The sequence below is a fragment of the Mesorhizobium sp. BAC0120 genome, assembly GCF_033542235.1.
Taxonomy (GTDB): domain Bacteria; phylum Pseudomonadota; class Alphaproteobacteria; order Rhizobiales; family Rhizobiaceae; genus JAWRCU01.
The window spans coordinates 249,102-275,236 of the sequence record NZ_JAWRCU010000005.1 but is presented as its reverse complement, the minus strand read 5'-3'; the positions used below and the strand labels follow the sequence as shown (position 1 = coordinate 275,236).

The 26,135-nt window shown below is 62.1% G+C and carries 23 protein-coding genes; 13 read left to right on the top strand and 10 right to left on the bottom strand.

Annotated elements, in window-relative coordinates; all coding sequences use genetic code 11:
* Positions 1-42: 42 nt before the first annotated feature.
* Positions 43-1,359, bottom strand: a complete 1,317-nt coding sequence (locus tag SAZ10_RS14280; RefSeq protein ID WP_318609908.1) for an ABC transporter substrate-binding protein — start codon at positions 1,357-1,359, stop codon at positions 43-45.
* 148 nt (positions 1,360-1,507) lie between these two features.
* Complete coding sequence (locus SAZ10_RS14275; protein WP_318609907.1) at positions 1,508-2,593, bottom strand: Gfo/Idh/MocA family oxidoreductase; 1,086 nt, start codon at positions 2,591-2,593, stop codon at positions 1,508-1,510.
* 114 nt (positions 2,594-2,707) lie between these two features.
* On the opposite strand from SAZ10_RS14275, the gene SAZ10_RS14270 reads away from it, so the two are divergent.
* Positions 2,708-4,318, top strand: a complete 1,611-nt coding sequence (locus SAZ10_RS14270) for a hypothetical protein (protein WP_318609906.1) — start codon at positions 2,708-2,710, stop codon at positions 4,316-4,318.
* Complete coding sequence (locus SAZ10_RS14265; RefSeq protein WP_318609905.1) at positions 4,318-5,238, top strand: amidohydrolase family protein; 921 nt, start codon at positions 4,318-4,320, stop codon at positions 5,236-5,238. The genes SAZ10_RS14270 and SAZ10_RS14265 overlap by 1 nt, the downstream gene beginning before the upstream one ends.
* Here SAZ10_RS14265 and fba read toward each other — a convergent pair.
* Genes fba through SAZ10_RS14245 form a run of 4 tightly spaced genes read right to left on the bottom strand, consistent with a single transcriptional unit; the run spans position 5,232 to position 8,327 of the window.
* On the bottom strand, positions 5,232-6,266 hold the full coding sequence (gene fba, locus SAZ10_RS14260; RefSeq protein ID WP_318609904.1) for a class II fructose-bisphosphate aldolase: 1,035 nt from the start codon (positions 6,264-6,266) through the stop codon (positions 5,232-5,234). The two genes, SAZ10_RS14265 and fba, sit on opposite strands and share 7 nt — an antisense overlap.
* 52 nt (positions 6,267-6,318) lie before the next feature.
* Positions 6,319-6,774: an RpiB/LacA/LacB family sugar-phosphate isomerase gene (locus SAZ10_RS14255; RefSeq protein WP_318609903.1), complete on the bottom strand. Its 456-nt coding sequence runs from the start codon at positions 6,772-6,774 to the stop codon at positions 6,319-6,321.
* A 14-nt stretch (positions 6,775-6,788) separates the two neighbouring features.
* Positions 6,789-7,559 (bottom strand): triose-phosphate isomerase, encoded by a 771-nt coding sequence (locus SAZ10_RS14250; RefSeq protein WP_318609902.1) that lies wholly within the window; start codon positions 7,557-7,559, stop codon positions 6,789-6,791.
* A 3-nt stretch (positions 7,560-7,562) separates the two neighbouring features.
* Positions 7,563-8,327 (bottom strand): DeoR/GlpR family DNA-binding transcription regulator, encoded by a 765-nt coding sequence (locus tag SAZ10_RS14245; RefSeq protein ID WP_412535215.1) that lies wholly within the window; start codon positions 8,325-8,327, stop codon positions 7,563-7,565.
* Positions 8,328-9,138: 811 nt separating this feature from the next.
* Here SAZ10_RS14245 and SAZ10_RS14240 point away from each other — a divergent pair.
* The 6 genes from SAZ10_RS14240 (at position 9,139) to SAZ10_RS14215 (ending at position 14,551) form a co-directional block, all read left to right on the top strand.
* Positions 9,139-10,161: a LacI family DNA-binding transcriptional regulator gene (locus SAZ10_RS14240; RefSeq protein ID WP_318609901.1), complete on the top strand. Its 1,023-nt coding sequence runs from the start codon at positions 9,139-9,141 to the stop codon at positions 10,159-10,161.
* A 290-nt stretch (positions 10,162-10,451) separates the two neighbouring features.
* Positions 10,452-11,351, top strand: coding sequence for a dihydrodipicolinate synthase family protein (locus SAZ10_RS14235; protein ID WP_318609900.1), 900 nt, complete (start codon positions 10,452-10,454; stop codon positions 11,349-11,351).
* Between the two features lie 75 nt (positions 11,352-11,426).
* A complete protein-coding gene (locus tag SAZ10_RS14230; protein WP_318609899.1) occupies positions 11,427-12,281 on the top strand; it encodes an ABC transporter substrate-binding protein in 855 nt (284 codons plus the stop codon).
* A 65-nt stretch (positions 12,282-12,346) separates the two neighbouring features.
* Complete coding sequence (locus SAZ10_RS14225) at positions 12,347-13,000, top strand: amino acid ABC transporter permease (RefSeq protein ID WP_318609898.1); 654 nt, start codon at positions 12,347-12,349, stop codon at positions 12,998-13,000.
* Positions 12,997-13,740, top strand: coding sequence for an amino acid ABC transporter ATP-binding protein (locus SAZ10_RS14220; RefSeq protein ID WP_318609897.1), 744 nt, complete (start codon positions 12,997-12,999; stop codon positions 13,738-13,740). The genes SAZ10_RS14225 and SAZ10_RS14220 overlap by 4 nt, the downstream gene beginning before the upstream one ends.
* A 52-nt stretch (positions 13,741-13,792) precedes the next feature.
* Positions 13,793-14,551, top strand: coding sequence for an SDR family NAD(P)-dependent oxidoreductase (locus SAZ10_RS14215; RefSeq protein WP_318609896.1), 759 nt, complete (start codon positions 13,793-13,795; stop codon positions 14,549-14,551).
* 289 nt (positions 14,552-14,840) lie between these two features.
* On the opposite strand, the gene SAZ10_RS14210 is transcribed toward SAZ10_RS14215, so the two are convergent.
* Genes SAZ10_RS14210 through SAZ10_RS14195 form a run of 4 tightly spaced genes read right to left on the bottom strand, consistent with a single transcriptional unit; the run spans position 14,841 to position 19,900 of the window.
* Complete coding sequence (locus SAZ10_RS14210; protein WP_318609895.1) at positions 14,841-15,794, bottom strand: sugar-binding transcriptional regulator; 954 nt, start codon at positions 15,792-15,794, stop codon at positions 14,841-14,843.
* A gap of 22 nt (positions 15,795-15,816) precedes the next feature.
* Positions 15,817-16,749, bottom strand: coding sequence for a sugar phosphate isomerase/epimerase family protein (locus tag SAZ10_RS14205; RefSeq protein ID WP_318609894.1), 933 nt, complete (start codon positions 16,747-16,749; stop codon positions 15,817-15,819).
* Between the two features lie 52 nt (positions 16,750-16,801).
* Positions 16,802-18,319, bottom strand: coding sequence for a glycerol-3-phosphate dehydrogenase (locus tag SAZ10_RS14200; protein ID WP_318609893.1), 1,518 nt, complete (start codon positions 18,317-18,319; stop codon positions 16,802-16,804).
* A gap of 27 nt (positions 18,320-18,346) precedes the next feature.
* Positions 18,347-19,900 (bottom strand): FGGY-family carbohydrate kinase, encoded by a 1,554-nt coding sequence (locus tag SAZ10_RS14195; RefSeq protein WP_318609892.1) that lies wholly within the window; start codon positions 19,898-19,900, stop codon positions 18,347-18,349.
* Between the two features lie 752 nt (positions 19,901-20,652).
* On the opposite strand from SAZ10_RS14195, the gene SAZ10_RS14190 reads away from it, so the two are divergent.
* From SAZ10_RS14190 to SAZ10_RS14170, 5 genes are all read left to right on the top strand, one after another.
* Positions 20,653-21,309 carry a DUF2291 domain-containing protein gene (locus tag SAZ10_RS14190; RefSeq protein WP_318609891.1) on the top strand — a complete coding sequence of 219 codons (657 nt, stop codon included), beginning with the start codon at positions 20,653-20,655 and terminating at the stop codon, positions 21,307-21,309.
* Entirely contained in the window at positions 21,306-22,847 is a 1,542-nt protein-coding gene (locus SAZ10_RS14185) for a sugar ABC transporter ATP-binding protein (RefSeq protein WP_318609890.1), read from the top strand. Before SAZ10_RS14190 ends, SAZ10_RS14185 begins: the two co-directional genes overlap by 4 nt.
* A gap of 28 nt (positions 22,848-22,875) precedes the next feature.
* The gene (locus SAZ10_RS14180) at positions 22,876-23,925 is read left to right on the top strand and encodes an ABC transporter permease (RefSeq protein ID WP_318609889.1); all 1,050 of its coding nucleotides are present in this window, start codon (positions 22,876-22,878) and stop codon (positions 23,923-23,925) included.
* Positions 23,926-24,022: 97 nt separating this feature from the next.
* Positions 24,023-24,970, top strand: a complete 948-nt coding sequence (locus SAZ10_RS14175) for a D-ribose ABC transporter substrate-binding protein (RefSeq protein WP_318609888.1) — start codon at positions 24,023-24,025, stop codon at positions 24,968-24,970.
* A 255-nt stretch (positions 24,971-25,225) separates the two neighbouring features.
* The gene (locus SAZ10_RS14170; protein WP_318609887.1) at positions 25,226-26,101 is read left to right on the top strand and encodes a DeoR/GlpR family DNA-binding transcription regulator; all 876 of its coding nucleotides are present in this window, start codon (positions 25,226-25,228) and stop codon (positions 26,099-26,101) included.
* Positions 26,102-26,135 lie beyond the last annotated feature (34 nt).

The window sequence follows — 26,135 nt, the reverse complement described above, 5'->3', positions numbered from 1 at the left end:
TGCTCAAAGAAGGCGGGGCCGCACGCGGCCCCGCCGTTCCCATCACTCCTTGGTCTTGCCCGGGCTTTCTTCCAGCGCGACCTGCATACGAGCCACCCAGTCATCCACGCTGATGCGGCCGAGCGTCACTTCCTGCCAGCCGCGGGCGAGCGCGTCGGCCTCCTGACCGCTCAGCAGCACGCCGACATGGAGCGTCGGCTTCTTGATGATCTCGCGGATCTGCGCTAGCGCCTCGGACTTGGGGAATAGGGTGGTATCGACATTCTTATTGAGCGGAATCCCGCCGCCCACCGAGATCAGGAGATCGCCATTCTTCTTGCCCGCGATGAACTTCACGAATTTCAGTCCTGCCTCCTGCTTGGTTGACCAGGAAGTCACGCCGAATACCGAGCTTTCGACGCCGCTGAAGCTGTTTGCGAGGGGAGCATCGGGCACCAGGACCGGCCACCGCATCGCGCCGACATTCTCATCGCCAAGCGCTGCGCCAAACGCCTGCCAGTTGACGGCATCGGCGATGATGGTGCTGGCGAAGGCCGCCTTGCCGCTCGAGAAGATGTCCGCGCCATCGGGCAGCATCGAGATCGAGGGCGAGTTGGAATTGATCCAGCCGCGCTTGCCGATGGAAGCCATGGCCTCGAGGATGCTCTTCATCTTCGGATCGGTCCAAGGCATGTCGCCGGCGAGCACGGCGCGCATGTCGTCCTCGCTCAGATAGTTTCGCGCGATCTCGGGGAAGTTCCAATAGGCCGGGAACACGCCGGTCATGCCATGTGCGAGACAGGTCTTGCCGATCGCGGCCACGGCCTTGCAGGCCTTGTCCATCTCGTCCCATGTCTTCGGCGGATTCTGAGGATCGAGCCCAGCCTCCTTCAGCACCTTCTTGTTGTAGTACATCACGTTGCCCTGATAGCCGAAGGGCAATCCGTAGCAGGCCTGGCTGGCATCGAAATTCAGGCAGCCGCCGCTATAGGTGATCAGGTCGCTGCCCGCGCTCTTGACGAGGTCGGCCGGGAGCGGAATGTAGGCCGAGCGGCGATCGTAGAGTTCGAGACCGCTGTTGTTCTCCATGACGTCGGGGCCACTCTTGGTCGCGATGTATGGCCCCTGGACTTCGGGATAACGATCAAAGGGAACCGTCTCGAGCTCCACCTTCACATCCGGATTTTCGGCTTCGAAGGCCTTGACCAGGGCTGCCCAGTAGTCGGGGCCGCCCGGCTGCCAGTTGAGCACCTTGATGGTGGTCACGTCCTGCGCCGATGCAGGCATGGCCATGCCGATCGACGACAGGGCGAGAGCCGCGGCAGCGCAGCCTGCCTGAAGATGTCTTCGCGTTATCGAGAAATTCCAAACACTGCTCATCGCTACGTTCCCTTCTTTGTTTTCTCGCGCTTCCCCCGTCGGAGCGCGAGTCCTCCATTCAACGGGCAGCGCTTCTTTCGACAGCCCGTCGCAAAAGCTAGCCGACAATTTTAATCCATGAAAGCGAAATTTCGTATACGAAAGTCGATTAGACGACTTCAGGCACCACGCCGCCGATCCGGCTCGATTGCAGCGCGGCATCGACAAGCGCCATCGTGCGAACGGAGTCGTGGACGTCGGTATCGAGCGTCGGATCCTCGCCGGCCACGTAGCGCTGCAGATTGGCCATCACGAAGCCGAAGGCGTCGGGCACGCGCTCGCCCTGCAGCGGGAGGTTGGTCCAACTTCCCCCTTCCGTGATGATCTCCAGCCTCTCCGGCACGGGGCGGACGTAGTCGATGAGATAACCGACCGTCAGATGCGCAGCGCCCTTGGTTCCCTCGACGCGGATGGTCGCCTCGATATGCTCGGGGCCATAGTTGTAGGTGTGGTTGAGCGAGAGTGCACAGCGCACCCGATCACCGTAGTCGAGGATGATGCTTGAGCGGGCATCGGCCTGCTTGGGATAGCGCGGATGCTTGACCGCTTTCGCATAGATGCTCGCCGGCTCACCGATCAACGAGCGGATCCAGTCCAGGTAGTGGATGGAATGAAGCGGGATTTCGACCGCATCGAGGTGCGGGATGAAGGACCAGAGCTCCCAGGGCATGTAGACGGCAAGCCTGACCTCGACATCGACGATATCGCCCAGCAGGCCCTTGCGCGCTGCATCGCGAATGGCCAGCATCGAAGGGGTGAATCGAAGCTGGAAATTGGTCGCGGCCGTGATCGACCTTGCATCGAGGACGTCAACGATCCGGCGTGCGGTCGCGCCTTCCGGGCCGAGCGGTTTCTGGATGAGCGCCACGCTGCGCTGAGGCAGCCTTTCGACGGTCGACAGGATTGCCGCAGGTGGCAGCGCCAGGTCGAAGACGCCTTCCGTGCCGCAGGCAGCCAGTGCCGCATCGAGCGTCTCATGAACCACAGGCACGTCGAAATCGGCCGCGAGCGTGCGGGCGACATCAATATTCAGATCGAATACGCCCGCCACCGGAAGGCCCATCTTGCGGTAGGCAGGCAGATGCCCGTCGCGAACGATCCCACCTGCCCCCAGAATGGTGATTGGCCTCGGCGCCGACGGCATCGGCCAGGTTTGCTGGAGGCCGGAAATGAGCATCTGGGTTTGGGCAGACATGGCGGCTCCCTGCTATGTACCTGGCCGGCAGCGCTGGTTTCACTAGCAAAATTTCACGTTGATATTTGATATTGTAGCTGGTCTACTGTGTCAATCTGAGGAGGAACGTCAGACATGATCATTGAAGGCGAAAGCCAACACCCGCACGCAGCCCGCCGCCTGCGGGAATCCCTCGCTTCGGACAAGCGCGTATCGGATGGGGGCGTACGTGTGCGCCTCACGATGGACGAGTCGTTGAAGGAAGGCGCCTATGTGATCAGCCTCGACGGTGACACGGTCGAGGTGCGCGGCGGCCCCTTCTCCGGTGTGATCTATGGCGTCGAGGAATTGATCGAGCGCGCCGGCCGGCACCTCGACGCCGCCTTCCTCAGCGGTGGCCCGGTCAGCGGCGAACCCGGGCTCGCCTACCGGACCTTCTGGACCTGGGACCACTCCACCAACTGGGAGCTCTCGCAGATCGGCCAGCAGGAGATCGGCGTATTCAACCCGTTCCAGAAGCCCCCGAAGGGCTTTCTGGACGACTACCGGCGCCTCGTCGATTTCTGCTCGAGGAACCGCATCGCCGCTATCGTCATCTACGGCTTCCTGCGCGACAGCCATGGCGGCATCGAAGCGGCGCAGGAATTGTGCCGATACGCTAACGAGCGCGGCGTCCGGATCATTCCCGGCATCGCGATCGGTGCCTATGGCGGCGTCTACTGGGAAGGCAATCATCGCTACAATCTGGCGACCTGGCTGAAGCAAAATCCTCAGCATTCCGCCAAAATGGAGAAGGGCGTCGGCTTCCAGATCGCCGACCTGGCGTTCCCCCTCAACTTCCCCCATTCAGACTACACGGTCAGCGCATGCCCAAGCGCTCCCGAGGTGATGGACTGGATGGAGGAGGCCATTTCCTGGCTCGCCGAGACCTTCGAGATCGGCGGGATCAATATCGAGAGCGGCGACTATGGCGTCTGCGGCTGCGAGCGCTGCAAGGCCCGCCGTGCAAATGACGAGGAAGCCAAACGTCGCCAGGATGACCACGGCGATTCATGGTCGCATACCGACATGGCCGCAAACTTCCCGCGTCTGTACCGCGCCGCAAAGGCCAAGCGGCCCGATCTCTGGATCTATTGCGAAATGCAGTGGGACAATTTGCTCGAACCGGTTGCGTCCGAAGCGCAGAAGGCGCTGCCGCGCGGCGCCATCTATCAGCACACGGCGAACCGCAGCTACTGGAAGCGCCTGCGTACCGAGCTCGATCCGGCCTATGTCGCTGCATTGCCGATGCAGCCCAATGTCCTGCGCTGCCAGTTCGCCTGCCAGTGGAACGGCGACGAACGCACAGAGCGTTACGCGCTCAACGCCAGGACGTTCGCCGACATGTCGACACGCGGCAGGCAATTGGGCATGGAGGGCCTCACAGTCTGGGGCGAGCCGTCCGACTATTTCGCCACGGTGGAAATCAGCTACCTCGCCTTTGCCCGCTTCTCCTGGGATCCCGACCTGTCATGGGCGGAATTCCTGGAGCGGGACGTCGCTCCCCGGCTCGGGGGCGTTGAAGCTGCTCAACGCTTCGTGGAGCTGGCGGAGGAACTGGACGGCGCGGCCGCGCTGCCCGTCGAGCGACTTGCGGCGATGCAGAAGGAGGCGCTCGCCCACGCGACGGCCCAGGAAGGCCGGATCGCCAGGCGGTGGCTGACATTGACCGACCAGATCGGCCGGCGCCTGCATATGGGCCGATAATGAAGGCGCTTCGTGACGAAAACGGTCTCTATGCCGGCCCGATCGTGGACGCCCATCATCACCTCTGGGACCTGTCGCTCGACCGGCATCCATGGCTGCGCGGGGAGACCGATCCGCAGTTGGCACGCAACTGCCTGCCCGCGGACTATCTGCGCGAGGCCAGCGGCTACGACATCGTCGCAAGCGTGCATATCGAAGCCAATTGGGACCCGACCGATCCGCTCGGCGAAATCGCCTGGCTCGATGGATTGGAGAAGCCTGCGGGTATCGCGGCACGCTATGTCGGCTATGCTGACCTGGCAAGTCCCGAGGTGGATGGGCTCCTGGAAGCTATGGCAGCCCATGGTCGGGTGGCCGGCATAAGGCAGATCCTGAGCTGGCACCCGGACCCTTCCAAATCCATGGTGCTCGACCGCCATCGCATGGCCGACCCCGCCTGGCGACGCGGAGTGGCCGCTCTCGGCCGGCTCGGGCTCTCCTTCGACATGCTGATTTCGCCGTGGCAGGTGGAGGACGCGCTCGACCTCTTGCGTGCCTTCCCCGACATCAAGTTTGCCCTCAACCATTGCGGCTCGCCCTTCGACCGCAGCGCGGAAGGCATGGCGAGATGGAGGGCTGGCCTGCATGCGCTGGCGCGGGCGCCCAATCTCGTCCTCAAGGTGTCCGATCTCGTCGCCTATGATCCGGAATGGACCGAAGCGAGTCTGCGCGAGGTCCTGCTGACCTGCCTCGACGCGTTCGGTCCCGGACGTTGCATGCTGGCGAGCGACCACCCGGTCGTGACCCGCTTCGCCAGTTTTCGGCAGACCTATGAGAGCTTTCGGCGGACCTTCGCCGATCTCAGCGATCGGGAGTTGCTCGACATCTTCGCCGGAAATGCGGCGCGGTTCTACGGTATCGAAGGGATATCGCTTCAGTAGCGCTTCGCCATGGCCTCCACCGGCAGCGGACGGATGCGGTCGGCATGGCCAGCCGTACCGAAAGCCTCGAACCTCGCCTTGCAGACTTCGGTCATCATCGCCATGGCCGGCTTGAGATATTTGCGCGGATCGAATTCGGCCGGATCCTCGGCCAGCGTCTTGCGGATCGCGGCGGTCATGGCGAGACGGTTATCGGTGTCGATGTTCACCTTGCGAACGCCGCTCCTGATACCGCGCTGTATCTCTTCGACCGGCACGCCCCAGGTCGGTTTGATGTCACCGCCATATGAATTAATGATGGCTTGCAGGTCCTCGGGCACCGACGACGAACCGTGCATGACAAGGTGTGTGTTCGGCAGGCGGCGGTTGATCGCCTCGATCACATGCATGGCAAGGATCGCACCGTCGGGCTTGCGCGTGAATTTGTAAGCCCCGTGGCTGGTGCCCATCGCGATCGCTAGCGCGTCCACACCGGTTTCGCCGACGAACTTTTCGGCCTCGACCGGATCGGTCAGGAGCTGGTGCTCCCCGAGCTTGCCGGTAGCGCCATGACCGTCTTCCTGATCGCCCATACCGGTCTCGAGCGAGCCGAGCACGCCCAACTCGCCTTCCACCGACACGCCCGCCGCATGCGCAACTTCCACGACCCGGCGGGTGATATCGACGTTGTAGGCATAGTCGGCCGGGGTCTTGCCGTCGGCCTTGAGGGAGCCGTCCATCATCACGGACGTGAAGCCGTTCTGGATCGCAGTAACGCAGGTGGCGAGATTGTTGCCGTGATCGAGATGCATGCAGACCGGAATATCGGGATACATCTCGGTCAACCCATCGATCAGCCGTGCAAGCACGCGGTCGCCCGCATAGGCACGCGCGCCGCGGCTTGCCTGCAGGATGACGGGCGCGTTGCAAGCATTGGCCGCAGCCATGATCGCCAGACCCTGCTCCATGTTGGAGATATTGAATGCCGGAACGGCATAGCCTTGCTCGGCGGCATGATCGAGAAGCTGGCGAAGTGTGATGCGGGCCATCTATGATTCCTTCTGCGGGTCCTAAGTGGCGAGTCGTGCCCCCTCGAAACGCTTAGCGCGCGTTGTACTTGGAATCCACCGCGTCGATGGCGGCGACATTCCCGGCAGAGCGGCCGTTCGGGTCGAAAGACTCCTTGAGGAATGCGTCGGCAACGGCCTTTGCCAGTTCCGGGCCGATCACCCGCGCGCCCATGGTGATGATCTGGGCGTTGTTCGACAGCGCCGCACGCTCGGCCGAATAGGTATCGTGCGTGAGCGCGGCCCGGATGCCCGGCACCTTGTTCGCCGCAATGTTGACGCCGATGCCGGTGCCGCAGATGAGAATGGCGCGTTCGTATTTCCCCGACAGAACGTCGGTGGCGACCCGGTCGGACAGATTCGCATAGAAGGGGTCCGGGCCGGCGTCGGTGCGCGAGATCTCGTCGACCTCATGCTTGTCACTCAGATAGTCGGCGAGCAGCTTGGCCAGCCCCTCGCCTGCACTGTCTCCGGCAATTGCAACTTTCATTGGTATGTCTCCTTTCACAATTTTGCGGAGCATCTGGCGAGGATGTCGAGATATCCCTCGACCTTCCAGGCAGAGCGCCCGATGAACAGGCCATCGACATGCGGGCAAGCGATGAGCTCCTCGCAGTTGTCGGGGTTGACCGAACCGCCGTAGAGGCAGGGTACGCGACGGCCAAGCACGACCTCCGCCACGGCGATGATCTCGGCCTGCCGTGTGTCGGCATAGTCGGCGGTTGCGGGAATGCCGTTCACGCCGATCGCCCAGACAGGCTCGTAGGCCAGCAGGATCGGGGCATCCTTCTGCGCTTCAGCAAGCCGCGAAAGCGCCGAGCTCACTTGGATTTCCAATATCTCACGAGCGCGGCCAGACTCGCGCTCCGCCAGGGTCTCGCCGATGCAGATGAGCGGGATCAGCCCGTGGCGAACTGCGGCTTCGGTCTTCAGGCCAACGGTTTCGTCGGTTTCGCCGAAATATGCGCGTCGCTCGGAGTGGCCGATCTCCACCATGTCGAGGTCGCAATCCCTCAGCATCACGGGCGAGATCTCGCCCGTCCAGGCACCCTCGTCGGCCCAGTGCATGTTCTGCGCGCCGACCTTGACCGAGCTGTTCTTCAACATCGCCTTCACTTCGCGAACCACGGTGAAGGGCGGGATCACGAAGCGCTGGATTCGCGGGTCTCGCGCGGCGTCGGCGGCCTTCAGCCCTTCAGCAAAGACGCGCGCTTCGGCCAGCGTCTTGTTCATCTTCCAACTCGTGCCGATCCAGACCTGCGGCGATCGGGTCATCGTTCAATCCTTTGCGACAGTGAGGGTGATCGCAGCCCGGTCGAGGGCAGTGCGATGTTCCGGGACGGGAAAGTCGTCGGTGATGATGGCGTCGAATTCGGAGAGGTCGGCCAGAACGTGCAAGGCCGAACGGCCGAAACGCTGATGGTTGACGAGCAGGCATGAGCGGCCCGCGGCGGCCATCATCGCCCGCTTGGCACGAACTACCGCGTCGTCCATGTGGAAGGCCTTGAGCCCGGAAACGGCCGGCGTCGAGATGAAGGCGATGTCGGCGCGCAACCGTGATAGTGCCGCTTCTGTCACGATGCCGAAGAAGGCGTTGAACTTGGTGCTGAACACGCCGCCGAGAGCGATCACCGTGATGCCCGGCTCGCCCTTCATCTGATCGATGATCGCGGCGTTGTTGGTTATGATCGTGACGGGACGCTTTTCCTGCAGAGCAACGCCCAGCAGCGCGGCCATGGAGCCGTCGTTGATCATCACTGTCATGCCGGGCTCCACCAGTTCGAGCGCCGCCCGCGCCATGCGGGCTTTGGCAGCGCTGTCCTGCTTTTCCCGGATGCGGAAATCGCTCTCGAACTGAGTGCCTGCCTCGATGGTCGCCCCACCGCGCACCTTGCGGAGCAGACCGCCCTGCTCGAGATCATCCAGGTCCCGGTGGATCGTCATTTTCGATACGGCGAAACGCGCGGCCAGATCGTCGAGATCGACGGCCCGTTTCTCGAGCAACAGGTCGATGATCGCTTGCCTGCGTTCTTCCCGCTTCAAAACATGTCTCCCGCGACCCAGCGGCTATGCCTTGAATATGACATCCGTCACAACAATTTCAACATGTTCTGTGTGATTTTGTGATTTTTTTATGTGATTTTATATGGGCGTGCCTGATCCGTGGCCGCAATTCACGTCCACTGGCTTCAGCGGCAGGTCGCAGGAAGGCGCCGAATGCGCTGCAACTAGTGCCAAAAGCCGTCCAGAGAACGAACCTGCAGCGCGGGATGGGCGCGTGCGGCGTGCATGCCGCGAACCGCCAGGCCAGTCCCGTCAACGGATTCCGCGCCTGCGGCCGACGTCCCAGAAGACTATCGAACGTGACGCGGACCGAGTATCTCCGGCGAACCGAAACCCGTCGCGAGCCAGACGTACCTGCCTCGCGGCGGCGATGGTAGCTTTAGCGGGACGCCCTCGTCCTCCTCTCAGGCTCCCTCCTCGCAGAAGGCAAGGGAAGGACGCCGTTTTAGCCGCCAATCGTCAGCCGGACATGATCGGCGTTGACGAACCCATCGTTCCCGATCATCACCGAGAATGGTGCTGACTAGCGATTATTCACAACCGCTTAACACAGATTCTAACTCGTGTATGACTCCAGGCTTACCCCGAGATCGCAATGAACCTTGAAGCTTAAGCTCGCGGATGAAACTACCGGGCAAGAAAGCTCAGGGCACGGCGGTGCTTAAGGGGAACGACAAGTCTGGATCCGGCAGAAAGCAATGGCCGGCACGTCTGGGCCCTTCCACCCCGGCTCGGACCGTGGAATCAACGGTCGCCGCCGCCGGCCGAAATTGGCTCAAATGGTGTGAACATGCCAGCAAATAGACCGACCGTCGCCGACGTTGCCCGCGCTGCCGGCGTCTCGTCGATGACAGTTTCCAATGTCGTCAACGGGCGTTTCGGCTCGATGACCAAGGAAACACGCGCCACGGTTGAGCGCGCGATCCGAGAACTCGGCTACCGTCCTCACGCCAGTGGTCGCAGCCTGAAATTCTCTAAGCGCTTTTCCATCGCGATACTGATTGTCGATGAATCTCCAACGTTTCTTGCCGATCCCTTCATCACATATCTTGTTGCAGGCCTCAGCAATTACCTCAACCAGCGCGACTACGCTCTCGTGGTGCATGGTATGACAGCATCGCAGTTGCAAAAAGCGGCATTGATGAAGCGCCACGAGACGGACGCACTTTGTGTCTTCCTGTCAGGTCGGCAGACACTTCGCCAACGTATGATCGCGCGTTTTGCTACCCTGGGGCAGCCTGTTATCGTGTTCCAAGAGCCTGTACCTAATGAGCCGCATCTATATTCCATCCGGCAGGACGATTTCGGGGGTGCCAAAGCGCTCGCCGTTCACATGCTGCAACGCGGAATTAGGAGTATCGCGTTCCTGGCACCTGAAGTTTCCTGGCCGGCAATCGAGCAGCGTATCGCGGGAGCACGATCAGCGATGCTAGACGCGGGCCGAGCGGAGCATTTTCGAGTCATCCTCTGCGGCGACGGCGGCATAATTGCGACCCAGGCCGCCCTCGAGGACGAGGTCGACAAGTCTGACTGGCCGTCTGCATTGATGGGCGGAAACGACCAAATGGGCATCGCAGCCCTGAAATGGGCTGTGCAGCAAGGCCTATGTGTGCCGAAGGACATTTCTGTGACAGGGTTCAACGCGTTCGATATCTGGCAGTACACTGACCCAGTGCTAACGACAGTAGCGTCGCCCGCCTACTTCATGGGTGCAAAGGCTGGTGAAATTGTCCTGGAGACACTCCACGGCAATCCTCCCAGGGATCGAGAGACAATAGTTCCCGTGGTCGTGCAGATTGGCGGGTCGACATAGGCGCACTTCACTCAGTCCGATTTGGGCTCACGTAATGGGTTGCGTACATCGTGATCTGCGAGGAAGCGGCGATGATACGCGGCTTGGGTGCGCATTGATGAATGGCGCAGCTTCCGCCGTTACTTGCGCCGGAGCTTCGCCCTGGCAACGCGTCGTCCTGGGCAACACGCCGGCTGTTGGATAGTCGCCGAGTGTGAGCTTAGGGAAGTATCAGCTCGTTCATCGCTGGGGCTTGCCAAGCAGTTTGCGGTTTGATAGCGCTTGTTTAGCGATAAACAAGGAGCTCGACCTTGGTCAAAACACGATCTGGATTCCATGGCGTTTACCCCATGATCTATGCCTTCTTCGATGAGAAGGGGGGGCTTCTGCAGGCGCCAGTTGTCGCCTCCGTCGAAGCGATGGTTAAGCACGGCGTGCACGGCCTTGCCGTGCTCGGGCTAGCATCCGAGGTCAACAAACTGTCTCGCAATGATCGCCTCCAACTCCTCGAGTGGGTCAGCGAGGCAAATGCCGGGCGCGTGCCGCTTAGTGTCACCGTGGCCGAGAATAGTGTCGCTGGGCAGATTGAATTCGCCCGCATGGCTAAAGAACGCGGCGCTGATTGGTTGGTGCTGCAACCGCCACCGGTGTCGCACGTCAGCGAAGAGCAACTCCTCGCTTTCTTCAGCGCCATTATCGACAAGATCGACCTTCCAGTCGGCATCCAGAACGCGCCGCAGTATCTAGGCATCGGCCTCTCGAATGCCGGCCTTCGCAAACTGGCCCAGCGCCATCCCAATTTCCGTGTCGCGAAGACCGAAGGCAGCGGGGTCGCGATTGCCCAACTCATCGAGGAGACGGATGGGCTATTTGATGTCTTCAACGGTCGCGGCGGCTACGAACTGCCCGATGTTCTACGCGCGGGCGCTGCCGGCGTTATCCCGGGTGGTGAGAGCTTTGACATCTTCGTCAAGGTCTACGATGCCATGCGCGCCGGAGACGACGCGCAAGCCGAGAAGAATTATCGTGACGTACTGCCCTTGATCGTCTTCCTGGAGGAGAGCATCGACCACCTTGTGACCTACGGCAAGCGCGTCGCGGCTATGCGCCTGGACACTCAGGCAGGTACCGCGCCCCTACCCTCCACCGTTTGCACGCCCTTCGGCCTCTCGGCAATCCGCCGCTTCGTCGACGCTCTCCCGAAACTCTAAGGACGCAGCTCCGCTGGATCTGCCGCACTGCACGATCGATATCATTAACCGCAAACATCAAAGGGGAACAAAGCCATGAACAGCAAACTGACACGTCGTGACTTCACCACAGTGCTCGCCGGGGTGACGGGTGTAGCTCTGCTTAACAGCCTTCCGGCCTCAGCGCAGGAAGAGGACTTGCTCGCTCAGATTAAGAAGCGTGGCTTTCTGCGCGTCGGCACCTTCAGCATCCCTCCCGAAACCTGGATCGACATAGATTCAGGCGAATGGAAAGGCATTGACGCCGACTTCACTCGGGCAATCGCCAAGTCGATCGGCGTCGAGGTCGACCCGGTTGTGCTCGTCCATGCCGCACTCGGACCAGCACTGGAAGGCAACCGCGTCGACGTCATTGCCGGCCTCTACCGGACTGCCGAGCGGGAGAAGGTGATGGCCTATAACAAGGTACCGTTCTGGTACGGCATCGACGTGCTCATCTCCCGCAAAGAAGGCGGGATTGGCAGGGTCGAGGACCTCAAGGGCAAGGTCATCGGCACAGTGCGCGGCTCGGCGCAGGAACTGGAAGCCGAGGAGTTGAAGAAGCGCTACGACATTGAGGATATCCGCAAGTTCGACGCGGCAGACCCGATGCTACTCGACCTCAAGGCCGGTCGCCTTGATGCGGCGATCTGGTGGGGTTACACCTTCGATTACGCGCTGCAGAAGAACCCATCTTACGACTTCAAGGTCGTGGAGTATCTATCGCCCGAATATCTCGGCAGCGACAAATTCCCAGCGACGCACTACGTCTTCGCCAAAAAAGGCACGGAATCGCTGATCGAAGCGTTCGATGCGGAAATCCGCCGGATGCAGTCGGCCGGCGACGACAAACAAATCATGGACAGTTATGGCCTTACCAACCCGGCCTACATCACCGGCGTGCCGAAGTGACTAATCCAGACGGAAGACACTTAGTGTCTTCCGTCACCCTGTCTTGGTTCGGAGTCTCCTAGTCCATGCTGGATTTTCTTAACCTCGCCCAGCTCTACTTCCCATACATCCTGCGCGGGGCGATAGTAACCTTGGAGTTGACCGTGCTAGCCCTGATTGGGAGCATCGTCCTCGGCCTTTTGACGGCGTTCGCGCGCATGAGCAAGCAGCGTTGGCTGCGCGCTGCAGCCGGTACCTACATCGAGCTGATCCGTGCCACGCCTGCCCTGTTGCAACTCTTTATCATCTATTTTGGCTTAACATCGTTTGACATCCGACTCGATCCGTTCTCGGCAGCAGTGCTGACGCTTGGCCTGATTGGCGGCGCCTATGCGGCGGAAGTATTTCGTGCAGGGATAGAGGCCGTTGATCGTGGCCAGTACGAGGCGGCCCGCAGTCTCGGTATGCCGTCGCCGCTCGCCATGCGGCGGATCATCTTACCCCAAGCCGCAGTGCTAATCCTGCCGCCCTTCACCAATTTCGTCATCGCTATGGTCAAGGACACGTCCCTGGCGCTGACAATTGCCGTGCCGGAGATCATGTACCGCTCCTACGACGCGGCCAGCCAGTCCTTCCGCAGCCTGGAAATTTACGTCATGGCGGGCATCATCTACGTGGCGATCTGTTTACCGTTGTCACAACTGGCTAAGGGGCTAGAGCGACGCAGGGTGCCGCGATGAATGAGATCCTGCGCATCGAAGGTCTGCGTATGGCCTTCGGCCACCACGAAGTTCTGCGCGAAATCGACCTCTCCGTGGCCGAGGGCGAGAGCATCGCCATCATCGGGCCGAGCGGTTCGGGCAAAAGCACATTGCTCCGCTGCCTCAATCGTCTGGAAGAACCGACGGGCGGGCGTATGATCTTTGAGGGCCGCGAATTCACCGCGGCCACCGACATCAATGCGCTTCGTACCCGCATGGGCATGGTTTTCCAGCACTTCAACCTGTTCCCACACATGACGGCGCTCGGCAACGTCATTGAGGCGCCTATTCATGTCCGCAAGGTGCGGCGTGAAGAAGCCATCACCGAAGGGCTGCGGCTCTTGGCCAAGGTAGGGCTAGCCGAGCGCGCCGATGCCTACCCCACTCAGCTTTCTGGCGGTCAGAAACAGCGCGTCGCGATTGCCCGCTGTCTAGCAATGCAGCCGCGCTTGCTGCTGCTTGATGAGGTCACCTCGGCGCTCGACCCGGAACTCGTCGGCGAGGTGTTGGCGGTAATACGCGATCTGGCGAGACAAGGCATGACCATGCTGATCGTCACCCACGAAATGAGCTTCGCCCGTGATGTTGCCGACCGTGTCATCTTCATGGACGGCGGCGTCATCGTCGAGCAGGGCTCGCCAACCGAGATCTTCGGTAATCCCAAGAACGAGCGTCTGCGCCGCTTCCTGCGCGCGGTACTGGAACGCGAAGCCGTTTGAGGCGTCACCCAGCACTGACAATCCTCCCCGATTTTCAAGAAGAAAGAAGCGCATGTTTAAGAGCTTTGATCGCGGCTATCACGCCGCCGTCGTTGGCGCTGCCAGTGGCCTCGGTGCCGCCGCAGCTGGGCATCTCGCCGGCCTCGGTGTGTGGATCGCCTGTCTCGATATCGACGGCGTAGGTGCCGAACGCACCGCGGCCGAGATACGCGCGGCGGGCGGTCGCGCCCGAGCCTGGAAGCTCGACGTGAATGACCCCACTGCGGTCGAGACCGTCTTCTCCGCCATTGACGACGAGTTTTCGTCGCTCGAGGCGCTTGTGAATTGCGCTGGCATTACCGGCGCCACCAACATCAAGGCCCATGAGGTAGATCTCGCCGATTTTGACCGCGTGCATGCGGTAAACCTGCGCGGCGCACTGGTGGTCTCGCAGGCGGCCCTGCGGCGCATGCTACCAAACGGCTACGGCCGCATCCTCCATCTGGCCTCGATCGCCGGTAAGGATGGCAACGCCGGCATGACCGCATATTCGACCACCAAGGCTGGCTTGATCGGCATGGTGAAATCGATGGGTAAGGACTACGCGACTACAGGAATTACCGTGAACGCTCTCGCCCCGGCCGTCATCCGCACGCCGATGGTAGACGCTTTGCCGCAGCAAACGGTTGAGTATATGACCGCCAAAATACCAATGCAGCGCTGCGGCGAGATCCGTGAAGCGGCGGAGATGATCACCTGGATCATCTCACCGGCTTGCAGCTTTACTACGGGGTTCACCTTCGACCTCAGCGGCGGGCGGGCGACCTATTGACAGTCTCCGGCCTTAAACGAGTGTTTGGCCTGAATGCACGTGGCTCGCTCCGCTGAACCGAACTCACGAGTCTTTGGGAGATAACTCGTTGGCAGTTGGGGCTGCGCCACACGCTTCCGTCGACGGAGCTCGCTACACGCGCATACGCTCTTGAAGAGGGCGGCCCGCAGCTATCGTCGGAGTTCACGAAGTACTTGCGGCATCTCCATCTGGGAGCGCCGCAACCCGAGCTGTCGGCCCTCGCAAAGATGCAGGCCGCCTACGAGGCCGCCATCGCGTGCATAGGTTACTAACCGGCGAGGGCCAATGCAGTCGGCTCGTCGGTGATCAGCCCGTTCAGCCGTCGGCTCTGGAGCACGGCCCTGATCGCCTGAACCTTCGAGGTGCCGCCGGCAATGGCGACGATCCGGCTTTCGGCGGGGCCGTCGAGATCGACAGCGAGCGTGCGGGCCGTGAGCGTGGTCTCCAGCACACGGCCTTTCGCGTCAAAGAAATGGCCGAGCATCTCCCCCACGCCTCCAACCGCCGTGATCTCGCCGATCTCGCGCGGCTCGATCATGCCCGTGGCCACGAGTTGCGCGTCCGCATCCGCCGTGCCGATGCCGACGATCTTCAGTCCCGCATTGTTCGACATCTCGAACACCTCGCGCACGCCCCGTTGCGCAAGCAGAACCTCGCGGTCTTCCGCTGAATTGGCGAAGAAGGGCACCGGCATCACATAGGCCTGCGCCCCGGTCTTTTCGGCGAGACGATGCATCACGTCGTGCGGGTTCGCGGCATAGTTTCGCGTCAGCCCGCCGAGAAGCGAGACGAAACGCACCCTCCCCGCTTCGAAACGCGGCAGCTGGTGTACGGCGGCTGCGAGGGTCCGACCGTGGCCGAGGCCAATCACTCCATGATCGCCTCGCTCGATCTCGCGCCGCAGGAATCCTGCCCCGGCAAGCCCGAGCGCACGCAGCGGCAATCCCACCTCACCGAGGTCGGGAGCGACCTCGCAGAAATCGAGCCCGAAACGCTGGCAGAGCTGATCTTCCAGGAGAGCGCATTCGACGATCTCGCCATCGATCGAGACTTTCACCACTCCATCCGCGACGGCCCGCGCGATCAACCGGTGCGCCTTGACCGACGGCAGCCTCAGCCGCTCGGCTACCGCAGCCTGTGTGAGGCCACCCGCGTAGTGCAGCCATGCAGCGCGAATGGCCAGGGATTGGTCGTGATCATGTTCACCGTTGCGCCGCGCCATTATGCATTCTCCTCCGCCGCTCTCAGATTTTGAGGCTTCGCACTCCGGTATCGATATGCGGCGCCCAGAATGCAACGCTCTCCGCGATCTGTGCGATCACCTGCCGGTCATTCGGCTCACGCTCCTTGAAACTGAGCTCGAGACAGATCTCGTTGTCCGCCGCCCCGCCGTCCTCGAATGCCTTGAGCAACGGCTCGGGGTGGATGCGGCCTCTGGCGTTGAAATCGGCCGTGAAAGGACGGTGTCCTCCCTTGTCCATCAGGCTCTGCTTGATATGGATGATGGGCGAGACCTTCGGCACCGCGCGTGCCCAGGCGTAAGGATCGTAGTCGTCAGGATTCGCGCTGGTCACGTCGCCATGGTCGATGTCGGCCATCATCCGCATCGGTACGGCCATGTTGGCGGCAGTCAGGCGGTCCTGCAGCTTCATGCATTCAGCGATCGTCTCACCGAACTCCCGGCCGATGCTCATCGGCTCCCAGAAGACGTATAGCAGTCCGGCTGCCTTGGCATGCTCGGCCACCTCGGCCCAGCAGTCGATCGCGATCCGGATCAGTTCCTCGCGACGCTCGGGGTCGTCGTAGTCCCTGTACGTCAGGATGGCGAATTGCGTGCCGACGGAGAAACCGCCGAGATCGGCTGTGATATCCGCGAATGTCTTGAACCAGTCCACATAATAGCGGCGGACGTCGCGGTCGGGATGACCGAAATGATTGAGACGCCCGTAGGGCCCAGTCATGCCGCTCGTGATCCGCACGCCCGTGCGGGCAAGCGCGCTGCTCATCCGGCGCGTCAGCCGGCGCGTTACCGATGCCGGCCAGCTCGGGTTGATGAATTCATGTGTCAGCTGCAGGTCACGAATACGCAGGTCCCGCGCCACCGTGTCGATGAGATCGTCGGGTTCGGCAAAGCGGTTCACGAGTGGGTTCGTGTTGAGTGAAAGCGTCAGTGGCATTGGTGTCCGTTCAGGGCAAAGGGAAGATCGGCGTGCGGAACTCGTGCCGCCCTCACGCCGCGTCGGCAAAACGTTCGGCTTGGAACCAGGCGGCGAAAGCGGCCTGCTCGGCTTCGCTCATGTGCAGGTAATGCTTGGTACGCCGCAGCAGGACGTCCTGCGGAGTGAGCGCCCATTCCTTCGCGACGAGGTAACGCGCCTCGGCCTCGTAGAGAAGTCCGCCATGATGGCGGCCAAGCCCCGCCAGGCTTGTCGCGCCCTTGACCACGTCCTTCGTACGCGCGCCGTAGAGCCGCCCATAGTGGTGGACGAGCCTGCGCGGCATCCATGGATAGGTGTCACGCAGGCTGTTGGCGAAGCTCTCGTAGTCCGCGTTCGGAATCTCGCCGCCCGGAAGAGGCGCATTCTCGGTCCAGTCTCCACTCATTTTCGGGAAGACGTGCTTCAGCCGATTGAGCCCACGCTCGGCAAGCTCCCTGAACGTCGTGATCTTGCCGCCGAAGACGTTCAGCAAAGGCAAGCCGTCGGTCTCATCGAGGTCGAAGACATAGTCGCGCGTGACGGCCGAGGGGTTGCCCTTGCCGTCGTCGAACAGAGGGCGCACGCCCGAAAAGCTGTGCAGCACGTCGGTACGCCGCAGCTTCTCCTTGAAGTAGCGGTTTACGGCGGCCATCAGGTACTCGATCTCGCTCTCATCCACCCCCACGTCCTCCGGACGGCCCTCATACGGGATGTCCGTTGTGCCGATCAGCGCCTTGTCGCCCTCATAGGGATTGATGAAGATCACGCGCCTGTCGTGGTTCTGGACGAGGTAGGCATTCGCACCCGGCCAGAATTTCGGGACGATGATGTGGCTTCCCTTCACGAGCCGCACATTGCGCGCGGAATTCGATCCCGCCACGCGCCCGATTATGTCGGAAACCCACGGTCCGGCGGCATTCACGATGCAGCGCGCGCGAAAGGAGCGGGTCTCGCCCGAAAGCGAGTTCCTCGTCGTGACGGTCCATGCTCCGTTGTCGCGCCGCGCCGAAACCACAGCGCTGCGGGTCAACACCTCGGCGCCGCGCTCGGCCGCGTCGACGGCATTGAGCACCACCAGGCGCGCATCATCCACCCAGCAATCGGAATATTCGAAGCCCCGGGTGAACTGGTCGAGCAGGGGCGCGCCTTCCGGATCGCGCGTCAGATCCAGCGTGCGGGTACCTGGCAGCTTCTTGCGGCCGCCAAGGTGGTCATAGAGGAAAAGCCCCAAGCGGACGAGCCAGGCAGGCCGGTCCTCAGGGCTATGCGGCAGGACGAAGCGCATTGGCCAGATGATGTGCGGGGCAGCATTCATCAGCACCTCGCGCTCCATCAGCGCCTCGCGCACCAGCCGAAATTCGTAGTATTCGAGATAGCGCAGGCCCCCGTGCACGAGCTTGCCCGAGCGCGATGACGTTCCCTCCGCGAGGTCGTCCTTTTCGCAAAGCACCACGGAAAGGCCACGGCCCGCCGCATCCCGTGCGATGCCCGCGCCGTTGATGCCGCCTCCTATCACGAAGAGGTCGATAATCCCGGATTCGGTCTTCATGTCTTGCTCCTAAGAGGCCGCTGCACCTCAGGCGCGGCGCGCGGCGGCAAGCGCGTCCCAGGTGGGAACGAGCTCGCGCCGGGCGGCGGCAAAGGCTGGGAATAGGCGGTCGTAAACAGCCGCCAACGCGGGGTCGGGCGCCTCGGCCGGGCCAAGAAGCGGCGTCACCCATTCGGCAATGCAGGCGTCCATGTCGGGATAGACGCCTATGGCGACGGCGGCCATCATGGCGGCGCCGGCTGCGCCGGCTTCCTCGCGTGCCGAAACCCGCACCGCGGCATGGGTCGCCGCCGAAAGAACGCCCCTAAGGCCCGCCGAGCGCGCCGCGCCGCCCGACAGTCGCAGCTCCGATGGCAGCTCGCCCATTGCGGCATAGCAGTCGCGCATGGCCAAGCCGAGGCCCTCGACCACGGCACGCACCAGGTCGGCATAACGGTGTTGGAGCGACAGACCGATGAATCCGGCCCGCGCGTTCGCGTTGACGAACGGACCGCGTTCACCGGCCTCGGAAATGTAGGGATGATAGACGATCTGGCCCGGAGTGCTGCCAGCAAGCCAGCCATCGACGCGACCGACCAAGTCGCGATGGCTCGCCTCGTGCCCCATGTCCCGCAGCACGTCTGCGGCCATGTTGAGCACCCAGTCGATGTTGAGCGTCGTGGCCATGTTGGTCTGCACCTGCGTCACCCGCCCCGGAATGGGCAGGGCGATCACATAGCCAGTCCCTTCGGCGTTGAGATGCACCTCATCGACCGGCTTTGCTCTCATATGGACGCCCGTGGAGCCGACGATCGAGCAAGCGACGTCTCCGGTACCCCCGCAGACGCCGGCGCCCAGCGCCGTCATCACCATGTCGACATAGCCGAGGCAAACCGGCGTCCCCGCACGCAGCCCGGCTGCGCTGGCTGCCTGGTCGGTCAGTGGATGAGTGACCAGCGTACCATCGATGATCTCCGGAAGGAGTTTACGGCGATGGCTGAGGCCAAGCGCCTCGATGACGATCTCGTCATATCGGCGAGTGCGGAAGTTGCCAAAGGTGAAGCTCGCCTCGGAAGGGTCCGTAGCCCGAACGCCGGTGAGATTGAGATAGAGCCAGTCCTTGCAGTGAAGCGCCACCTCGGCGCGATCTAGAAGTTCCGGGTCCATACGGTCCATGCATGCGAGCTGGCTGCCTTGCTGGCAGGTGTTGAGCCCCGTGCCGGTCGCCTCGAACCGTGCCCGATTGAGTGGTCCCGTCGTCAGAGCCGCAACTGTCCCGGCAGCCCGTGCATCCAGCCACAGCCAGGCATCGCCAACCGGGACGTCGCCCTCGCCCACGAGCCATGTGCCGTCGCCCTGAGCCGTCACCGCGATTACGGCGGTTCGGGAAGCAAGCCCCTCCACCTTCTCACCAAGCGCACGCAGGGCAGCAACGCAGTCAGCCCACGTCCTTGCCAAGGATTGTGTCGCCGACCCGTCCGGGCCGGAGTCGTAGCGATTCGGCACCGAAGCCGACGCGATTTGACGGCCGACTAGGTCGAAGGCCACAGCCTTGATGACTGACGTCCCGGAGTCGATGCCTATAAGGAGGTTGCCTGTCATGGAGATATTCTGTCCGGACGCGTTGCCCCGAACTCGCCACCAGCCATTACGTCTTCTCCTCTGTGCTCCGGCATCGCGATCCAGCAACAGATACATCGGAAGCGAGCGCCTGACATCGGAACCACGCGCCTCGTTTTTCATATCACAGAATTAACATGGCGCATGAAGTTTTTTGCAGACACAGCAATTTTTTTCAGATAGATTGAAGGGTGTCAATGCTCCAGGAAGCCGGCCAGGACTGCCTGACCGACTAAGCCGAGAACAGGTGGCGCCGATCTGGATAGCCGGGGTCATGCTCCGCAGTCGGCTGACACCTCTTGCGAAATGCGCGGAAATATCTTGTGAAATCAGTAGGTTGGCCCTTCTCGCGAAATCGCCTCGGCAACTTTGGCTTGCAGCGCTTGGTGATCCGTCCGGTGCTTGCCATGGCACTGCTGCATCAAGCCGGAATGCCGAGGCCCGTGCGCTCGCGGCCATTCAAATCAGTGAGAGCCGACTTGTGATTATATCATGCTTGACGCAATAAATATCACGCATATAACATGAATTGAAATGCGTGACCAGTTCAGGCGTCGCGGCGGCTGGGAGGAAAGGCCGCAGCGGCGATCGCAGCCGGAGGAGACCCATGGAACAGGATCGCTCGGTAGCGGGCCAGAGCCGGCGCTCGGCTTTCGCCGTATCCGATCCCGCCATGTGGCCGAATGCCGGCTCGCCAGCCTGACACCACCAGTTCGGAAATCCGAGGCTGCGAGATGAGTGCAACGACCGCCCCGACCCCGAAAGCTCCAGGAAAGCCGCGCCGCGGCTTGTTGGTCGGCATTGCAGCCGGCATTGCCGTGCTGATCGCCATGGCACTGGATACTACGGTCGTGCAGATCGGTTCGGACGGTGACATTCGCCAGCAGGCTTTTTCCCCGGACAAATACGGCGATGAACAGTTTCCCCGCATCCAGACCTTTATTGACGAGCGCGCCGTAGATGCCGCGACGCTCGGACCAGCCGTGCTCGCCGACAAGGCCGAGGCGGCCAAGCGCTACGGCACCGCTTCATCGACGGGAGCGATCATGCCGGTTCGGCTGACCGGCGTCGCCGGCGAGGGCAAATCGGGTGTCTACGACCTCTCCGTCGAGGGCGTTCCGGCAGACATTCATGTTCGGGTGCAGACCGGGCCCGCCATCAACGGCACCGACCTGCGCGACGCCACCGGCGATATCGAGTTCGGAAAGTTCAAGAACCAGATCGAGTTCCAGAACGCAGGCTCCGGCATCAATCGGGCGATGAAGAAGCAGATCCTCGACCCGACCGACACGACAAACCTTACCGGCAAGACTGTCGAGGTCGTTGGCGTTTTTCGTCTCATCAACCCCAAGAACTGGCTCATCACGCCATCGAGGTTGGCGGTCAAATGAGCGACGTCCGATCGGCCCGAAATGATGCGCGCGAGGTCGTCCTGGCAGCGCGCAACGTATCCAAGATCTATGGTAGCATCCATGCCCTGAAGGGCGTGAATTTCGACATCCATCGGGGCCAGGTGACCACGCTGTTCGGGGAGAACGGCGCCGGCAAATCAACCCTGATGAAGATTCTCTCCGGTGTCGTGCAGCCGAGTTCCGGCGAGATCATCCTGGACGGAGCGCCGGTCGTCTTCTCCTCGTCGACCGATGCGCGCAACCGCGGCATCTCGATCATTCATCAGGAACTGAGCCTCGCCCCGAACCTCTCGGTGCGTGACAACATCTTCATGGGCCGCGAGATCGAAGGTCCGACCGGCGTCGATTTTGCCGAGGAGGAACGCCAGACCCACAAGCTCATGGAGGAGTTGGAGGAGGATATCGATCCGCTGACCCCTGTCGAGGAATTGCGACTCGGACAGCAGCAGATCGTGGAAATCGCCCGGGCTCTGTCGGTTGACAGCCGCATCCTCATCATGGACGAACCGACCTCCGCTCTGTCTGCCTCTGAAGTGGAGGTGCTGTTCAGGGTGATCCGGGATCTGACCGCGAAAGGCGTGTCGATCGTCTATATCTCGCATCACCTCGAGGAAGCGCTGCAGATCACGGACCACGCCGTGGTCCTGCGCGACGGCATGATGACCGCGTCAGCTCCTCGTGCTGAGATCGATCTTGCGTGGATTGTCCGCAACATGGTGGGCGAGAACTACGACCTCGGCAGTCCGCCGACCGGTTACGATTTCGGCGCGACCGCCTTGTCGGTGCGCAACCTGACTGTGCCGAACCCCTCGGGGGCAGGCTACAACGTGGTGGATCGGCTCTCACTCGACGTCAGGGCGGGCGAGATCGTCTGCATCTATGGCCTGATGGGGGCCGGCCGGACCGAGCTCCTGGAGACGATCGCTGGCCGTCTCAGCGCCTCGTCGGGCGAGATCGTCCTGGACGGCCAGGAGATCTCCCATCTCAGTATCGCCGAGCGCATCGCATACGGCCTTGCCCTGGTTCCGGAGGACCGGCAGCGGGACGGCCTGGTGCAAACGATGACCGTGGGCCAGAACCTCTCGCTTGCATCCATCATGGAATTCACGCGCGGCATCTTCACGTCGACAAGGCTCGAGCGCGCACTGATCGCAAAGTCCATCCGGGACGTGACGGTGAAGACGTCCGGACCGGATGCCGCAATCGGCTCGCTTTCGGGCGGCAACCAGCAGAAGGTGGTCATCGGAAAGATGCTGGCCACGGATCCCAAGGTGATCCTGCTGGACGAACCCAGCCGCGGTATCGACATCGGCGCCAAGGCCGAGGTGTTCCGCATCCTTTCCGAACGCGCCAGGCGGGGTCAGGCCATCATATTCACCACCTCCGAGGTTGGCGAATGCCTGTCCGTCGCTCACCGCATCATCATCATGCGCCGGGGCCGGATCTCGGCGCAGTTCGACTCGGACGTGACCAAGGAGAAGATCATGGCGGCGTCCGGCGAAGCCGCGGCGGCCTGACGGCGCCAGGATTCATGGAGACCAGAGAATGACGGACACAAGCGCAAACCGCGTGTCTCCCCCGGCCAACGGAGTGCTGGGCAAGCTGAGCCTGGGCAAGCTGCTGCTCGAAGGCCGGGCTTTCTTCGCGCTGATCCTGATCGTGGCGGTCTTCTCGTTCCTGTCCCCGAACTACTTCACCACGAGCAACTTCCTCATCATGTCGTCGCACGTGGCGATCTATGGGATCCTCGCCATCGGGATGCTGCTCGTGGTCCTCAACGGCGGCATCGACCTTTCGGTCGGCTCGGTGCTGGCCCTCTCCGGAGTGATTGCCGGCTTCCTGATGCAGGGCGTGGAGCTTCCCATGTTCGGCGTCATCCTCTACCCGCCAGTCTGGGCGGTCGTGGTCCTGACCTGCGCCGTGGGTGCCGTTCTGGGGGCTCTGAACGGAGTGCTCGTCGCATGGTTCAAGGTGCCGGCCTTCGTGGCTACCCTCGGCGTGATGTACGTGGCGCGCGGGATCGCGCTGCTGATGACCAACGGCCTCACCTTCAACAATCTGGCGGGACGGCCGGAGCTCGGAAACACCGGCTTCAACTGGCTCGGCTTCAACAGGCTGTTCGGTGTTCCGATCAGTGTCATCGTGCTAGCCGCCATTGCCGTGCTCGCCGGTCTGATGCTCAGCCGCTCCGCCTTTGGACGCTGGCTCTATGCCTCGGGCGGCAACGAGCGCGCGGCCGATCTGTCGGGCGTGCCGGTCAACCGCGTGAAGATCACCGTCTACACCTTGTCCGGCATACTGTCCGCCATCGCGGGACTGGTGCTCGCCTCCCAGCTCACCTCCGCCGGACCGACCGCCGGCTTCACCTATGAGTTGACCGCGATCGCCGCGGTCGTGATCGGCGGCGCGGCGCTGACAGGCGGCCGGGGAACCGTGCGCGGGACAATGCTCGGAGCCTTCGTCATCGGCTTCCTGTCGGACGGTCTGGTCATCATAGGGGTGTCTTCCTATTGGCAGACCGTCTTCACCGGCACCGTCATCGTTCTCGCGGTGCTTCTGAACTCGATCCGTTACCGGGGCCGCCGTGCCAAATGAGGGGGCAGCCCGCAACAGCTTCTCCGTGACGAGGATCGTCACGGAAGAGAAGGCCGAGCATCGGCGACAATGCAATCCGAAAGGGAGTGAAAGATCTATGTTCAATAATACCAGAAGGATGTTCCTGATCGCGGCAGCGGCCTTGCCGCTGATGGCGAGCCACGCTTGGGCTCAAGGGCTGATCAGCATCATCGTCACCGATCCGGCGAACCCGTACTGGTTCACGGAAGGCCAGGTCGCCAAGAAGACCGCCGAAGAGCTCGGCTACCAGGCCTCCGTCAGCGCCCACAAAGGCGACACGAACACCGAGAGCACGCTGATCGATACTGCGATCACCAACAAGTCGGTCGCCATCATCCTCGACCCCGCCAATGCGGACGGCTCGGTCGGAGCGATCAAGAAGGCCGTGGCTGCCGGCATCCCGGTCTTCCTCGTGAATGCCGAGATCAACCAGGAGGGGCTCGCCAAGGCACAGCTCGTCTCCAATAACGCCCAGGGCGCCGCGCTTGGCGCGCAGCAATGGGTCGAAGCGGTTGGCGACAACGGCAATTATGTCGAGCTTTTCGGAAACCCGGCGGACAACAACGCGGCCACCCGATCCAACGGCTATGAGACCGTTCTGACTCAATATCCCGATCTCAAGAAGGTGGCCCAGGAAGTCGCAAACTGGGACCGCACGCAGGGCTATCAGAAGATGCAGTCCATGCTGCAGGCTCACCCCGACATCATCGGCGTGATTTCCGGCAATGACGAAATGGCTCTCGGTGCGATCGCGGCACTGAAAGAAGCCGGCAAGCTCAGCAAGGTGAAGGTCGGCGGGTTCGACGGTTCTCCCGACGCCGTCGCTGCGATCAAGGCCGGCGAACTGCAGTACACCGTGCTCCAGCCGGTTGCGGTGTTTTCCGCCGAGGCCGTGCGCCAGGCCGACAAGTTCATCAAGACCGGCTCGACCGGTGCGGACTCGGAGAAGCAGCTGTTCGACTGTGTCCTGATCACCAAGGACAACATCGACAAATATACCGGCCCCTTCACTCTGTCGAAGTAAGGCCAAGTCGAGGGGCGCCGACTAGGGCATGATCCCGAAAAGTTGCAGACTTTTCGGATAAGATCATGCCGCAAGAAAGAGCTAGAGCAGGATGAATGGCTCCGCTTCAATTCATCCTGCTCTAGCCGCCCCTTTTTCTCGGGGTTCGAGAGGGGATATGCGCTGAAACTCTGCCTGCCTCCGAGCTTGTTGCGGCATTTCTTGCCAAGGCAGCAGAATCACGGTTATGCGGCGGCGGGGCAGGAGGTGTGCCGGATGAAAGACAACCTCGGTTCTTTCGAGCATGCGCTGGAACGTCTCGTTGCAGATCAGGTGCCGAGCGACAGTCGGCACGCACGCCAGATCGCACGCCGGCAACTCATGGCCGAAGCCGTGATGGCCGAAGGTGCGATGCGCATCGAAGACATCACCGAACGCTTTGGCATCAGCCTCATGACCGCGCATCGCGATCTGGACGAGTTGGTCAGCCGGGGCCTGCTGCGCAAGACACGCGGCGTGGTTTCGGCCGCGCCGACCAGCCTCATCGAGTCCAGTGACGTCTACCGCGCTTCCCGCCAGGGCGCCGAGAAGAGCGCGATCGCCGAGGCGGCGGCCGCCTTCCTCGAGCCAGGCCAGGCGGTCTTCCTCGACGATTCGACGACGGTGCTCCAGTTGGTGCCGCATCTGTCTGCGCGCGTGCCGCTTACGGCCATCACCAATTCGATCACGCTGATGAACGAGCTGAAGGGCATACGTGACCTCACGTTGCTCGGCCTTGGCGGACAATTCCACAACTGGTGCAACGCCTTCATGGGACCAGTGACCATCGCCGAGATCCGGCGGCTCAGGGCGGACAGGGTGTTCCTCTCGATGGCGGCGATCACCGACGACATGGTCTTTCACCAATCACCAGAGATGGTCGAGACCAAGCGGGCCATGTTCGAGAGCGCGGCCATGCGCATTCTTCTGGCCGACCACACGAAATTCGAACGGCGCGCGCTGCATGCTATGGTCACGCTGGACGAGTTCGATGTGGTTATTGTCGACAACGGCACCCCCCCGCGGCACGTGGAGCGGATGAGAGCGCGCGGCATCAACGTCGTGGTCGCTCCGGTCCCGCGCGATGACGGCACGCCCAATGGTGAATTGTAACATCTGTGCGTGTTAACTTCACATCGGCATATGA